The following is a 15257-nucleotide window of genomic DNA, read 5'->3' as shown; positions in this document are numbered from 1 at the left end:
ATGATTACCTAGATGCATACACAAACATTGACTCTGTTAAGAATAAGTCATCGATCTAAACCATTGGAGGGGAAATGATGAAGAACAAAGATCAAGAAACTCCCGAGATGATGAGAGAGCGACTACAGCGAGAAGAGCAGCGTGATCATGCTGGGGGTACGTTCAAGAATGGATTGGACCGTGCGCAATTTGGTAATCTGGGGGAACTGGCAAGCAGTCTGGGATGGATCGGTATAGGAGTGGTTATCGTATTAATAATAGCTGGTTTTGTATGGTTAAAATAATTCACTTCCTTATACAAAAGATCTATCGATGGAGCAATTGACGCTGCGATCAACTAATGTTATTTTATACACATCCGTAATACCAATAAAACCAATAAAGTAAAGGGGGATTGACATATGTCGTTGGTTGTACAAGCGGCTGCTGAGGACGTACGCAGTGAGGATTCTGTACAGTTGATCCGGGAATTAAGCAGTGAGCTGGGCTTGTTATACGGCGGGGATGGAACCGCAGGCTTTCAACCATCAGATGTCGAAACGCCTCGTGCTGCTTTTATTGTAGCCAGACTGGATGGGCATCCGGTAGGGTGCGGAGCTATTAGGCCGCTGGATGATCAATCCGTTGAGGTGAAACGTATGTACACAAGGCCCGGTTATCGTCGTAAAGGCGTTGCTCAGGCCATACTTGGGGAAGCTGAACGTCTTGCTGTGGAATTTGGTTATACCAATCTGAAGCTTCAGACGGGTCCACTTCAGCCAGAAGCTGCAGCGCTTTATGAGAGGGTAGGGTATTACAGCATTCCGATTTTCAGTGGAGACTGGGACAGGGTTCTTGCCTTTCAGAAAGACCTGGTGCATCAGCGAGTGAATTGAAATGGTTGAAGTAATGAACAAACATAATCTGTGAACACGTTATAAATAATTGAATGGATTAGATATGTTTAACAGAGTACGAAAATTGCAGAAATAAAGCACTCTCAAGGCTTTTTATTTGTCGTATGACAAGTAGAGGCCAAGAAAGTGCTTTATTTTGGTTTGATCGCTGCTAATAAGATTCAACAAATCATGTGCTTATAACGTAGGAGATGAGTCCAGTTTTGTCGCAACAGACAGGTGAAATCTGATCCTAATTATCTTACTGTTTTTCCTTTGCATTCAGTTCAGCGATGAGCTTGTCACCTTCCACATCGAGGTTAGGAAGCGAGCGATCCAGCCATTTTGGCAGCCACCAGGCTTTATCTCCAAAGAGAGACATAACTGCAGGAACCAGCGCCATCCGAACAACGAATGCATCAATCAAAATACCCAAGGCCAAGGCGAATCCAATCTGTTTAATCATAATATCATGTGTGAAAATAAAGCCTGCAAATACGGATACCATGATAATGGCAGCTGCAACCACAACGCGGCTGGCCATCTGATAGCCATTCATAACGCTTTGGTTACCACGATTTCCGTGTACATAGGATTCTCTCATCGAAGAAACAAGGAAGACCTGATAATCCATAGCCAGACCGTAAAGAATTCCTGTTACCATGATTGGAATGAAACTGAGCAGAGGACCGCCCGTGTCAAAATCAAACAACGCCTTCGCCCAACCCCACTGGAATACGGCAGTGGTCAGACCGAATGTAGCCAGAATACTAAGCAGGAATCCAATCGTTGCCTTGATCGGAACCAGGATGGAGCGGAAGACCAGAAGCAGGATGACCAGAGACAGGACAACGATAATTCCGATATATACCGGGAAGACTTCAGCCAATTTGGCTGACATATCAATATTGACCGCTGTAAGTCCGGTAACGCCAAGCTTCATATCGTGATTGGTTGCAATGGTAGAGTCGGGAGAACGCAATTGTTCAACCAGCTGTTTGGTTGCTGCGTCGGTTGGACCCGAATCTGGAATGAGACTCAGAATAGCCATTTTGCCATCTTCACTCACACCTGCTGGTGTAACGACAGAGACATGTTCAAATTGTTGCAGATCCTGGGCGATGGCGCCCAATGTTTGTAATGATACGGTTTGGGAAGCGTCAGTAGGTTCAGCAACAATGAGCAGGGGACCGTTGAATCCTTCACCAAAACCTTTTGAAATGGCATCGTAACTTTGCCGTGCAGTAGTATCCAGGTTAGCGGTAGCGCCAGAAGGCATGCCCAGTTCCATTTTGGCTACCGGGATTGCAGCCGTACCCAGAACGACAATAACAGCGACAATGACAAGCCAGCGGAATTTAACGACACCAGAGATCCAGCGATTTGCAAACCCATTTGATTTTTTGTGTGCGTTGGCCTGATTTTTCTCTCTTGCTTTACGAGAGCAGATGCGCTCACCCAGTAGACCCAGCAATGCAGGGAGAAGAGTAAGGGCAATCAGTACGCTGAACAGTACGGTAACCGATGCAACGATAGCCATCATGCTCAGGAAGGTGATACCAATAACCAGCATTCCACAAAGTGCAATGATTACCGTTAATCCAGCAAAGAACACGGCACTTCCTGCTGTTCCTACAGCTCTGCTGGCCGCTTCGCGGGCATTCAGGTTCTGGTCGAAAATCAGTCTCCGCTGACGATTGACGATGAATAATGCATAGTCAATACCAACGGCAAGTCCGATCATGAGAGCGAGTACAGGCGTAAAGGATGTCATGCTGACAAAGTTGGAGACAGCAAATGCTCCACCAACACCAGCCGCAACCCCGAACAGGGCAATGACAATCGGCAAACCTGCGGCAACAACGGATCCCAGTGTCATGAACAACACAATTGCCGCAATGACCAATCCGTAGATTTCGTTGGTTCCAATCGGTATGCCCACTTCTTTCAGGGAATCACTTGGCAAAACCGAGATGTTTGTACCTTGTTCGGCTTCGCTTACTGCATTCACAACCGAATCCGTGACACCTTTAGGCAGGGAGTTTTGCTGCACTGTGAATTGGAACTGGAACAGCGCAACATCTCCAGCGTTTGAGATCAACACGCCAGGTACTGGCATTCCTTCAATCATGAGTGGTCCATAAGGAGGCAGGTTACTTGGATCCGCACTTTGCTCGCCTGCTCCAGCAGCACTCTGACTGGCCTGTTCCTGCATAGCTGAGGCATCGGCGCCACTGGCAGCAGCGAGCTCAGCAGGGTTAATAACATAATCCAGTTTGTAAACTTCACTTACTGCCTTACTGATGGCTGCCAAATTCTCAGGCGTATCCAAACGCTCGCCTTCAGGGATATTAAATATTACGCTGCCCTGACCACCAGAGGCTTGAGGAAGCTCCTTTTCCAATTTGTCCAAGACGTTCTGGGATGCTGTTCCTTCGAGTTTGATGTCTGAGGAAACGTGCACTCCGTTTATGCCAAGTGCCGTTCCTACAATGCCGAGCACCAAAATCCAACCCATAATGAAATACCACGGTTTATCGTAAGCCGTTTTCCCCAGCCTGTAGAGTAATTTTGACATCGAATTGATTTCTCTCCTTCTATCTCTAAAGTTCGCCTCTTCTAAAATCCATCTCGCAAATACGTAAACATAGAATCTATATACTCATCGAATGAAATAGATTCTTCCTTATCTCCTGAAGGAAGCCCAGGAAGTTGTACGTGTACACTCCCATCCAGCATAGGGATAATTGCCGCACAAACAGCGCCAGCAAGAAAGTGATTATACCCCGCCGGGTAACGATCACCGAATAGTTCACTTAACATCAATTTAGCACCGTTTTGCAAGCGATTCAGCAGGGTTAGCGTATGAGGCATTAAGCTTGGATAAATCTTTGAAAGTTCCAAAATCTGATAAATACGACGAAGGACTTCTTCAGTCAATTGCATCTTAATGAACTGATACATCACCTCCAGTGGTGTTGTATCCTCAGGCAGCTGACTGATCATTTCGAAGTATTCCTCCATTCTGTGAAAGTGTTCACCAGCCATAACCACGGCTTCTTCCTTACAGGAAAAATGATTAGCGAACGTTCTTCGCGAGTATCCGGCACGCTGCACAACATCCTCAACCACAAATCCGTCCATTCCATGCTCTAATGCAAGTTGGAATGCAGCTTCAGATAGGGCACTTGCAGTCGCTTCCTTTTTAATGGCTCGCAAACTCTGTTTCAAATAGTCTCACCTCCAGTTCCTCAATGGATTTGCGAATGGTTCTATCATATCAATTCATTGCCCATTGTGCAATTTTACCCAAAGGGTAATTTTGCTCAAAAGGAATTTAATCATTTTATTAAGACTATGCTTGCGGAAATCTGTGGACAGTGTTGTGAAAATCAATTATGTTAATACTTAACGAAAGTATTTTCATAAGTGTGAGAGGTGAGAAGAATTACAAAAGGACCCATTACGAACAACACCATGCGAGTGAAGAAGATGAATGAGGAATTGGTGCGGCAAACATTAAGGACAATGAGACAAGGTACCAAATCCATGGTTGCACAAGCAACAGGGTTAAGTGTCGCTACCTGCCGCAGCATATTAATCGATCTGTTGAATGCAGGTGAACTGGTGGAACTGGATATGGAGCAATCGAGTGGGGGCAGGCCCGCTCAGATTTATAAGTACAACGAAAACTATGCCTACATCGTGTGTCTCATCGTGAAGGCAGGAATCAGTCATCACTCTATCACTTATGGCGTGGTTAATCTGGCAGGGGAAACTGTGGAAAAAGGGGAACTGAATACGGAAACGGATCAAATGAATGAAGGCTTCATCATTCAGCTTATGGATAGCCTCATCGATAACCATCCGCAGATCCGAGCTGTGGGTATCGGTGTTCCAGGTGCTGTTCATCAAGGCATCATTAATGTGTCGGATATCCCCAACCTGGTCAATGTTCCACTGGCGGATTCCATCCGAAAAAGACATGGGGTCGAGGTTATTGTAGAGAACGACATGAACCTGATGGTGTACGGTCTATATCAGAAACAGGAATACGAAGATGAGGAGTCTATTATTGTCGCGACCTTCATTGAAGGCTCCTTACCAGGTGCAGGAATCATGATTGATGGGCATATTCACAGGGGGAATACCCAGTTTGCCGGGGAGATCGCCTTTTTGCCATTCGGTCTCTCCCACGATGAGCAGTTCAGATTACTACATAATCGGAATACATTCCATTCGATTGCTGCACGTGCCGTATCAAGTCTGATTGCTGTGATGAACCCCGAGACCCTTGCATTGACTGGCACGTTGGTACAGCCGGAGGATGTAGAGATTATCTGGAATGAATGCTTGAAGTACATACCAGAGATGCATATGCCTCAGATGAGACTATTGAATGACCCAGATGAGAATTATATGTTTGGATTAATATCAATGACTCTGGAAAGCCTCTCATATTCGCTGCAGCTTGTGGAAAAACGGAGGTAACGTGAACTATTACAATACGGAGAGGGATGTTAGATATATGGATACAAAGACGGAAAAACAGAAGATGCTCGCTGGAGAGCTCTATAAAGCTTGGGACCCTGAACTGACGCGTGATCGAGCGTACGCAAGACGAATGACTCGTATGTATAATCAGAGTACCGAAACGGATGAGGAACTTCGAACAGATATCCTGAAAAAATTGCTGGGCTCAACGGGTGAGCATCTGAGCATGGAGCCTAATATCCGGTTTGATTATGGCTACAATATCCATGTGGGTGATCACTTCTACACCAATTTCGATTGCACCATCTTGGATGTGTGTGAGGTGAGGATCGGCAGTCACTGCTTGTTTGGGCCAGGAGTTCATATTTATACGGCGACACACCCGATTGATCCTTTGGAGAGAAATGAAGGCCCTGAATATGGTAAGCCGGTAACAATCGGAGATAACGTGTGGGTAGGTGGACGAGCGATCATCAATCCTGGAGTCACCATTGGCAATAATGTAGTCATTGCATCCGGAGCCGTGGTAACCAAGGACGTTCCGGACAACGTGGTTGTTGGGGGAAATCCAGCCAAGGTGATCAAGAACATTGAATTTTCGCAGTAACCTCCTATGCTGTAATGAAAGCTGAGAACGCATATCTTTGTAACAGGTTTTTGTTATGAGATTCGTGGAAGACAGCTAAATCTGCATGATGGGATGATAAAATTAAATCGAAGCCGATATGGAGAGCGTTCCATATTGGCTTTTTTGCATCTGGGCAATTGAATCCATCTTGTGTTAACATGTGCACTAACTAATCCTATACCATGCTTATAAAGGGGAACCCATGTCCATTCGAATAAAGATGCTGCTGTCCTTCACGGGCATGCTCGTGATAAGTCTGCTGTTTATCCTGCTTACGGCAAGTCTGTATACGATTGCGGCAACAGGAGATCTGCAGAGTTTTCGTGATATTTATAAGGTGCATTATCAGATCAACCCACTGACTGAACAGGGAGAATCGATCTTTCAAGAGATGAAGTTTATGGCCAAAAATGAACCGGATGAGCTGCAAAACAAAGATTTGCTGCGTGAATACGACATGAAACTTCGAGCCGAGAAGTCAGGTCTCTATGTCAGACGTGAGGACAGTCAGATCTTCGAATCGCTGACCTTCAATCAGCCTGAACTGAAGCAGGCACTGCCTGCTTATGATCTGAACAACTATCAGATACGCAGCACGTTTAATATTGGTGAACGCTTCTATGCCTATGCCAAATTTGACTTTAAGTATACGGACGGGGAACGGGGAAGCATTTTCGTCATTCGTGAACGGAGTCCTTTTGCCGAACTGACCCGTAAGCTGCTGCCCGTGATGTCAATCCTGCTTATCGGGGTGCTCATTATTGCCAATCTGCTGCTGTTCCGCTGGATTACTCGCAGCTTCATTAAACCGCTGAATCAGCTGAAGAACTCTGCAGAGCAGATTAAGGAAGGCAATCTCTCCTTCAAGCTCCAGCTTCATTCCAATGACGAGGTTGGCCAGCTCAGCGAAGCGTTTGAGAGCATGCGGAACCAACTGCAGCGTTCCAATGAACTAAGGCAGCAGGACGAAGCCAATCGCAAAGAGCTCATCTCCAACATTTCGCACGATCTCCGGACACCGATCACCAACATTAAAGGCTATATTGAGGGGATTCGCGATGGGGTGGCGAACACTCCGGAGAAAATGGAGACCTACGTCAATATCATTCACTCGAAGGCAGTCAGCATGGATAAGTTGGTTGACGAGTTGTTCCTCTATTCCAAGCTGGATTTAAATCAGGAGCCTTTCCTGTTCAAAGTTGTAGACCTTGTTGATTTCCTTGAAGACAGCATTGAAGAGCTGAGATATGATCTGGAGGATAACGGGGTCGCGCTCGATTGGGATAACCAGGCGTCAGGTCCAGTTATGGCTTCAGTGGATCTCGACAAACTAAAACGTACTGTCGTCAATGTAGTCGATAATGCACTGAAGTACATGGAGAATGAACACAAACGATTCGGCATTACACTTCAAGCAGATAACGAATGGATTACGATGGCGTTTAAGGATAACGGCAAGGGGATACCGGAAGAGGCGCTGCCTCACATCTTCGAGCGTTTCTATCGGGCAGAGCAATCTCGCAATTCCTCGACAGGGGGAAGCGGACTAGGACTTGCGATCGCTCGTCAGATTATCGATGGACACGGAGGATTCATTTGGGCAGACAGTATGGCTGGTGAAGGTACAACGATTTTTATTCAATTGAAAAGGCTCATGGACAAGGGGGAGTAGCGGCAGTGACAAGCATATTAATCATTGAGGACGAAACAACAATTGCCGAATTGGAACGGGATTATTTTGAGCTTAACGGATTTACTGTGGAGCTCTGTCATAACGGAGAGGAAGGCCTGAAGCTCGCTCTGGAGGGAGATTACAGCTTGATCATTGTTGACCTGATGCTTCCGGGGCTTGACGGCTTCGAATGCTGCAGGCGTATTCGTGAGGTGAAGGAAGTACCGATTCTTGTTGTCTCCGCAAAAAAAGAGGAGATAGACAAGATCAGGACCTTTAATTTGGGGGTCGATGATTTTATTACAAAACCGTTCAGCCCAAGTGAGCTGGTTGCTAGAGCAAAGGCTCATCTAACCCGCTACGAGAGACTGCTGGGCATGAGCAAACCGGTTGAGCAGGATGAGATTCACATTCGTGGACTTCATATCGATAAAGGATCACGCCGCGTTTTCTTGAACGGGGAAGAGGTCGCGATTACAACCAAGGAATTCGATCTGCTCGTATTTTTGGCGAGTCATCCGAACCGTGTGTTCAGTAAATCCGATCTGTTCGAGCGGATCTGGGGCATGGATTCCAGCGGAGACATAGCAACAGTTACGGTTCATATTCGCAAGCTGCGCGGTAAGCTGGAGACCAATCCTAAAAATCCGGATTACATTGAAACCGTATGGGGTGCGGGCTACCGCTTTACCGTTTAAGTTTCGAGAAAAATTAGCTTCAGTTTATATTTTGTTAATCATTTTGACCTTGGGAGTTTCTTTTTGTCCTCTATTCTATAGATACAGGCAAGACCAACCTATAGAGGAGGAATTCAACCATGAATCCGACAACCCGAAAAATCGCTGCATTTCTGACCATAACTGCATTAGGTACAGCCGTATTCCCGCTTGCTGCGAACCAAGTACATGCAGCTACATACGTTACAAACGCTAACGCAACAACGGCACAGCTTAGCAGTCAGCAGATCGACGCTGCCATTAAGGAATTGAACAGCCTGGGGATCATGAACGGATATGCCGATCAATCCATGGGTGAACAAAGAGCCATTACCCGTGCAGAACTAGCTTCACTGGTGTACAAAACCTTCAGTCTGGAAGACAAGAGTGGAGAAAGCGTAGAACTAACGGACGTTAATCCGGCTGCATGGTATGCTCCTTATGCAACGAAGCTCGTTGAACTGGGCGTCATGGAGGCAAATGAGGGTCAATTCAATCCGCAAAGCCAAGTATCCGATGCAGAACTTGAACAGGTTGTATCCAAAGCGATGCAGCGTGACGTGAAATCCGTTCACCATTGGATGAGCACATTCTATGCCGAGAATGGGTCGTCTACTCGCGGCGAAACAGCGGTGCTGCTGAATACGGCCCGCCAAGCCATTCCTTCCGAGCAGGCTCAGATTGAGAGTGTCAGATCGCTGAATGCCATTACGTTAATCGTGACTTTTGATAAACCACTCACGGCAGCAGATGAAGTCTTTGCCAAAGCACAAACGGATTTCGCGCTAAGTGGCGGATTGACGTTAACCAATATGCCTCGCCTGAAAACAGGATCCATTGCAACATACATCGTTCCTACGTCTGTTCAAAAAGCTGGTGAGGTATATAACCTTACTTATAAAGGGCAACAGGCTGGTTCCTTCGAAGGCAGTGGAACAAAATTAAATATGACGAAAGTTAGTCAAGTAACGAACGATACGTTCGAGATTGAAGCGTTGCAGGAAAACGGTGTAGTTGATTACGGTTATATCATCTCAGCTTACAGCGGTGGTCGAGGGGCAAATGCGTTCGTGCTGGACAACCAGGAACAAGCTGGAGGACAAACGTATCAGATTATCTCTTCCATGCAAGCAAGACAAGTCATGATTACGCCGGAAGGCGGAGAACCGATCGTTGCCAGATATGTTCCGTTTACGCAATCAACAGATGGCAAACAAGAACCAAAGTTCAGATTACCTGATGGACAGACCCTGCAATCCGGTGTCCAATATACGGTATCTTCGGATTGGGCGAACATCGATAATGCGACATTCACCGCACGATCGTTTGATGCGCTACAAGTTGCAAGTGCACAGGCGGTGAGTGAAACATCCATTGAAGTTACACTTGCACAAGATCCTGGGGATGAGCTTTTTTCGGGCCGAAGTGTAACGTTAACCTCCCCGAGCGGTGATACCCTGACGGCGACATATAAATATTCAAGCCGGAAAGGTGCAACAGGAGTTTTCGATCTAGTTAACGATGGCAAGTTAAGTCCAGACACGACCTATGAAGTCAGCCCAGTGGGGGATTGGAGTGTCGCTTCGGAGGTAACCGTAACGCTACAGTAAGGAGGCAGTATGAGCAAGTCAATATTGATAGCTATTCTAATCAGCACGGTGTTCGTCGTCCAAGGCTGTGCTCCGGCAGTAAATAACAACTCCAGAGTGGAGGAGCAGGCAGCTTCCCTGAATGAACAGCTTCTAGAGGCAGCGGAGGATTCAGACCCTGAGAGGATCGAAAGACTAATCCAAGAGGGGACCAATATCAATGCTCAAGATAATAGCGGAAGAACAGCTGCGATGATTGCGACCTACAACAATGATCTCGCATCGGCTCAAATCCTGATTGAAGCTGGTGCAGATGTTAACATACAGGATGATATGAAGAACAATCCGTTTCTGTACGCTGGTGCTGAAGGGTACTTGGATATTTTAAAGCTCACAATTGATGCTGGAGCCGATCCATCGATGACGAATCGATATGGAGGAACAGCACTGATTCCCGCTCAGAGCACGGATATGTGGATGTGATACGGGAGCTTCTGAATGAAACTTCAGTAGATGTGAATCATGTCAATCAATTAGGCTGGACGGCACTGCTTGAAGCGATCCTATTGAACGATGGGAATATACGGCAGCAGGAAACGATCCAGCTGCTCATAGACCATGGAGCAGATGTGAATCTTGCGGATGGAGATGGTGTATCGCCTCTGAGTCATGCCAAGAAGAAGGGCTTCAAGGAAATCGAGGAGATTCTGCTTCAGGCAGGTGCGAAATAGAGTATTTGGGAAGGTCGATAATATGAAAAGAAACAGTATTGCAACGTAGCATGTGGATTATCTATTTTGCATATGATTGTAGAAGAAGTCGCCGATATGGCGGCTTTCTTTGTTTAGACATAGAAATTTGAAGGTTGAAATGAATACAGGCCAAATTACTTCGTTTCACGAATTCGGAATCTAAATGTCAGCGCTGAGACGGTTACTTATTCCGTTTCATTTATAAAAATATATCTTTATTGGTGTAATATGGGTTATCATTTGAGAAGATTAAATCTTGCGGTGTGAATTTTAGGCGGAAAGGAACGGGAAGGTGGAGAGAACATTTAAAACATTTTATCCAAGCGCAAAACGGAATTTAATATCCATGTCCATGTTGGGAATTTTTTTGTTTGTTAGTTTCAACAGGAGCGATGACCGATGGTCTACGATTTTTCTCGCGTTTTTGACCATATACGTTTTGACTTATATCATTGTGCTGTTAAAAATGTTATTTACGAAACTAACGTTTACGTTTGGAACAGATTACGTTGTTTCCCCTAAGGCAAACAAATACGATACTTCTCAAATCAAGTGTATCTACATGAATAACCAGAGAATTGGTTTCAAACTGCATGGCCGGTGGTTAGTGCCAATGGAATTATGTTTCTTTTTTGATAAGAATGAAGAACGCGAAGGGTTACAGCAGCTTCACCAATGGGCAGAGCACAATAAGTTAGAAGTGAAAAGGAGATTCTTTCAGACATGGACGTAGTATTCAGTTCAATAAGATCCGTAAGGGATCAATCGTGATTACGCTCAGAAAGATTACATTGGATAACCGACGTACGATCTTTAACTTGGAGGTTGCAGAAGATCAGCAAAAATATGTGGCATCCTAATCTTTCAAGTGTAGCTTCGTGTTATGTTTTAGCGACCAATGGGGGTTCGTCTTTTCCATTTGCAATCTATGCTGATGAACAACCAGTTGGGTTTGTAATGATTACGTATGGAATTATCGGTTATGATCTCCCCAAAATCGCTGAGAATAACTACTGTATATTACGACTCATGATAGACAAGCAACACCAAAATGAAGGATATGGCCGTCAAGCAATGCTGGAGGTAATTGAATTCATACGCACTTTTCCGGCGGGTCCAGCCAAACTTTGTTGGATTCCCTATAGCCCAGATAACCTGGCTGCGAAGAAGTTATATGAGAGCTTAGGCTTCAACGAGAACGGTGAAGTGTGTCATGGCGAGCTTGTATCGGTATTAGAACTCTGAATTATTTATAAAAATAAAACCATGACAGTCCTGATGTCATGGTTTTTCTCATGGTATGAGGAAGATATTAATCCCCTGACAGGTAAAAATCAGTTTCTAATGAAACGTTACCTATATCCCAAACAATAGGATACCTATAATTATTCATATGAGGAACATGACCAAATTAACGAATGAAAAGGAGTAAAGAACAAATGAAAGACTTTTTTCGCTATGACACGATGGAAGAAAGAGAATCTCTGCTGGCTAGGGCCAGAAATGTGGCACTAACAGCATTACAGCAGTATGATCTGGCGTGGGAACGCATTCAGTTCATACACGTATCCGATACGATCACTTACAAAGTTGAAACAAGTACACCCGATTCTTATTTGCTTCGGATTCACTCCGATCGTTGGAGCAAGGAAGAAATACAATCAGAACTTCTATTTCTTCAATTCTTGGATGCGGTGGATGACATTCATGTCCCAGTGGGAATCGCTTCTCTTACAGGCGCTCATGTAATAGAGATGGATACGATTGAGGGTTATAGACGACCGTATGTTACGGTGATGAAGTGGGTGGAAGGAGAGCATGTAAAGGGCGAAATTACGGGAGCTATTGTTTCTAGAATGGGAGCGATGATGGGGAGGCTTCATGAAGCTGTTTCGGGCTTTAACTTACCTCCCAACTTTGTACGCCCTGTCTGGGGAGCAGACTCTTTTAGAACGGAGTTGGCGAAGCTTGAACGTTATTATACACGGTTTTTGTCGGATCAAGCCTGGACGGAATATCAACACGCTGTCGAGAAAATATTAAGTAGACTTGCTGATATGGACAAAAATGAACAAAACTATGGAATGATTCATGCTGATTTGCACGCCGATAACATCGTTTTCAAGGATGGTTTACCGTATCCAATCGATTTTGGAAGATGTGGCTTTGGCTATTTTCTATATGATCTGGCAGGCAGTTTAATTGGACTTTATCCCAGAGAACGAATGACCTTTATCCAAGGTTACGAGAACGTGAGAAAACTGGGAACAGATTATATTCGAGACTTGGAATGTTTCTTCATTATGTTCATGATTGAGAACTACTGTCATCACGCCTCTAATCCAGAAGAAACGTCAAATTTATTGGGTGAACAACCCTATGCTCAAGCATTAATCAGAGAATTTTTAAACGGAAACCCGTTTTTGTTTGTTCCGATTGAACCAGTGGACGTGGGTAAGGTTCAACAGTGAATTGCAAACAATGAAATCATTGAATCGCTAAATACGAGTTATGGTTGATTCTTTACTCCCCATTCACATAACTCTTCCATAATCGGCAGCAAGCTCTCTGCTTTGGCGGTGAGACTGTACTCGACCTTGGGTGGAACTTGCGGGTACTCCTTCCGGTTCACCAGACCATCCGCTTCCAATTCTTTGAGTTGTGAACTTAACATTTTATAGGTTATCGCTCCAATCTGCCTCTTCAAGTCATTGAATCGAACGGTTTGACCTTCAGCCAAAAGGTAGAGGATCACCATCTTCCATTTACCCCCGATGACAGACACCGTATAACCAAAAGGGGTATCCTGGATGTTCTTCACTTTACCTTTAAATTCAGTCATGCTCATACCTACACTATCCTTCCGGGTAGTACCTATCATTAAAGTGCGTACTACGATTATATTTTCGTTCAGTTTATACTTTCCTTACTTCCAAGTAAAGGAGAGTATCACATGTCTACAAAAACAATACGCTTGCTCATGCCGCAATGGCAGGGGGGCAACAATCCTAACTATTCTTTTGGAGCCGAACTTCTAGCTTGGCTCGCGCCAGATAATGATCAACCGCTAATTAAGGTTCCTGTTCATGCTTATGATGGAACGCCACTTGTGAACGAGAATGGAATGAATGGAAGAACACAACTGCTTGAACAGCTGGAGGCTGCCGGGCATATCATTCAGGCTCACAAGCCGGATCGTATTGTTATGTTTGGTGGCGACTGTTTGGTCGAACAAGCTCCATTTGCCTATCTTAACGAACGATATGGAGGGGACCTTGGGTTAATTTGGATTGATGCACATAGTGATCTGGTTCGATATGTTGGCTATGATAACGGACATACGCTGCCACTCGGGAATCTTCTGGGTGAGGGAGACGAGGAGTTCTCGAGACATGTGAAGGTTCCTTTGAAGCCCGAAAATATCTTTATGGCGGGATTGGCAGTTCCTACAGAACAAGAGATGGAAGTGATTTCGGAAGCATTTGAAAGAATGGGTGTATACGCTGAGGAATCAGATACAGAAGTCATTCAAAGACTGGGAATCAAGACAGCCGGAACAGAAGAGCTCTCCGATAGCACAGAAGTGATTAAGAAATGGATCAGAGAAAGTGGAATCAAACATCTTGCCATTCACGTGGATCTGGATGTGCTGGACCCCCAAAAATTCCGTTCTCTATTATTTGCTAACCCTGACGAACCGTATGTTTTCTCACCTGCCGGAACCATGCAGTTACCTCAACTTCTGCATTTGCTTAAGGAGCTGTCGGAAGAAACAGAGGTCGTTGGACTGGGTATAACCGAGCATATGCCATGGGACGCGATTCATATGAGAGATCTGCTTAGCGAGATTCCGATATTAAATACGTAAAGATGCAAAGATTTGATCAAAGGTGTGGCTAACATTCTATCGGAATATTTGATACGATGTAGGGAGTCTGAATTAATTGGATAGAGAGCTAAGAAAGGCAGGCTAACCATGAATCTTATCTTTCCGAAAGTTATTACACCCGAAGAAATCGCTGAGCTGTCCCGATTGGCCGCCGAGATTTGGCAGGAATACTACGTATCCATCATCACGCTTGAACAGATCGATTACATGATTCAACAATACCAATCGGTATCAGCTGTTACAGAACAAATCCATGAGCAGGGCTATGAATATTATTTCATTCAACGTGACGATGCGCCTGTAGGATATATATCTGTAAAAGTAGAGGAAGACAGAATGTTCCTGAGTAAGTTTTACATCGGCAAGAAACATAGAGGCCAAGGCTACGCCAGCCTGGCGTTCGCTTTTCTGGAGCAGCAATGTATAGAACGAGGCATTAACCTGATCTGGTTGACTGTCAATCGTCATAACGAATCAAGTATTGCTGTCTATGAGAAAAAAGGATTCCGGACTGTCCGGGAACAGGTTGCGGATATCGGCAATGGATTTGTGATGGATGATTTTGTTATGGAAAAGGCAATCCACATATCCTAAAAGAGGCTTTCAGGTCAGTTAAACAGGATGAGTCAGATGATGAATGAT

14 protein-coding genes and 1 pseudogene are annotated in these 15257 nt (G+C 44.9%); 12 read left to right on the top strand and 3 right to left on the bottom strand.

Annotated features, from left to right (window positions below):
• Positions 1-77: 77 nt before the first annotated feature.
• Positions 78-284 (top strand): DUF6366 family protein, encoded by a 207-nt coding sequence (locus CHI14_RS04740; RefSeq protein WP_095287267.1) that lies wholly within the window; start codon positions 78-80, stop codon positions 282-284.
• 117 nt (positions 285-401) lie between these two features.
• Positions 402-875, top strand: a complete 474-nt coding sequence (locus CHI14_RS04735; RefSeq protein ID WP_095287266.1) for a GNAT family N-acetyltransferase — start codon at positions 402-404, stop codon at positions 873-875.
• Between the two features lie 262 nt (positions 876-1137).
• Here CHI14_RS04735 and CHI14_RS04730 read toward each other — a convergent pair whose 3' ends face one another.
• Together CHI14_RS04730 and CHI14_RS04725 are read right to left on the bottom strand one after the other, a co-directional pair.
• The gene (locus tag CHI14_RS04730; protein WP_095287265.1) at positions 1138-3453 is read right to left on the bottom strand and encodes an MMPL family transporter; all 2316 of its coding nucleotides are present in this window, start codon (positions 3451-3453) and stop codon (positions 1138-1140) included.
• Positions 3454-3494: 41 nt separating this feature from the next.
• Positions 3495-4106 carry a TetR/AcrR family transcriptional regulator gene (locus CHI14_RS04725; RefSeq protein ID WP_249280998.1) on the bottom strand — a complete coding sequence of 204 codons (612 nt, stop codon included), beginning with the start codon at positions 4104-4106 and terminating at the stop codon, positions 3495-3497.
• Between the two features lie 297 nt (positions 4107-4403).
• Here CHI14_RS04725 and CHI14_RS04720 point away from each other — a divergent pair, with 297 nt between their 5' ends.
• From CHI14_RS04720 to CHI14_RS04680, 8 genes and pseudogenes are all read left to right on the top strand, one after another.
• Positions 4404-5366, top strand: a complete 963-nt coding sequence (locus tag CHI14_RS04720; protein WP_249280997.1) for an ROK family protein — start codon at positions 4404-4406, stop codon at positions 5364-5366.
• 37 nt (positions 5367-5403) lie between these two features.
• Entirely contained in the window at positions 5404-5976 is a 573-nt protein-coding gene (locus tag CHI14_RS04715; protein ID WP_095287263.1) for a sugar O-acetyltransferase, read from the top strand.
• Between the two features lie 223 nt (positions 5977-6199).
• Positions 6200-7669 (top strand): sensor histidine kinase, encoded by a 1470-nt coding sequence (locus tag CHI14_RS04710; protein WP_095287262.1) that lies wholly within the window; start codon positions 6200-6202, stop codon positions 7667-7669.
• A 5-nt stretch (positions 7670-7674) separates the two neighbouring features.
• Positions 7675-8367 (top strand): response regulator transcription factor, encoded by a 693-nt coding sequence (locus CHI14_RS04705; protein ID WP_095287261.1) that lies wholly within the window; start codon positions 7675-7677, stop codon positions 8365-8367.
• Between the two features lie 119 nt (positions 8368-8486).
• On the top strand, positions 8487-9995 hold the full coding sequence (locus tag CHI14_RS04700) for an S-layer homology domain-containing protein (protein WP_095287260.1): 1509 nt from the start codon (positions 8487-8489) through the stop codon (positions 9993-9995).
• Between the two features lie 9 nt (positions 9996-10004).
• A pseudogene (locus CHI14_RS04695) lies at positions 10005-10705 on the top strand (ankyrin repeat domain-containing protein).
• Positions 10706-11551: 846 nt separating this feature from the next.
• The gene (locus tag CHI14_RS04685) at positions 11552-11971 is read left to right on the top strand and encodes a GNAT family N-acetyltransferase (protein WP_481856386.1); all 420 of its coding nucleotides are present in this window, start codon (positions 11552-11554) and stop codon (positions 11969-11971) included.
• A 194-nt stretch (positions 11972-12165) separates the two neighbouring features.
• Entirely contained in the window at positions 12166-13197 is a 1032-nt protein-coding gene (locus tag CHI14_RS04680) for a phosphotransferase enzyme family protein (protein WP_095287258.1), read from the top strand.
• A gap of 38 nt (positions 13198-13235) precedes the next feature.
• Here CHI14_RS04680 and CHI14_RS04675 read toward each other — a convergent pair whose 3' ends face one another.
• Positions 13236-13574 (bottom strand): winged helix-turn-helix transcriptional regulator, encoded by a 339-nt coding sequence (locus CHI14_RS04675; RefSeq protein ID WP_095287257.1) that lies wholly within the window; start codon positions 13572-13574, stop codon positions 13236-13238.
• Positions 13575-13679: 105 nt separating this feature from the next.
• Here CHI14_RS04675 and CHI14_RS04670 point away from each other — a divergent pair, with 105 nt between their 5' ends.
• Positions 13680-14594 (top strand): arginase family protein, encoded by a 915-nt coding sequence (locus tag CHI14_RS04670; RefSeq protein WP_095287256.1) that lies wholly within the window; start codon positions 13680-13682, stop codon positions 14592-14594.
• A gap of 108 nt (positions 14595-14702) precedes the next feature.
• Entirely contained in the window at positions 14703-15209 is a 507-nt protein-coding gene (locus CHI14_RS04665; protein WP_095287255.1) for a GNAT family N-acetyltransferase, read from the top strand.
• The last annotated feature ends 48 nt before the right edge of the window (positions 15210-15257 follow it).

The organism is Paenibacillus sp. 7516, assembly GCF_002272715.1.
GTDB classification, from domain to species: Bacteria; Bacillota; Bacilli; order Paenibacillales; family Paenibacillaceae; genus Paenibacillus; species Paenibacillus illinoisensis_A.
The sequence above is the reverse complement of the archived record's forward strand: the minus strand, read 5'-3'. Positions and strand labels throughout refer to the sequence as shown.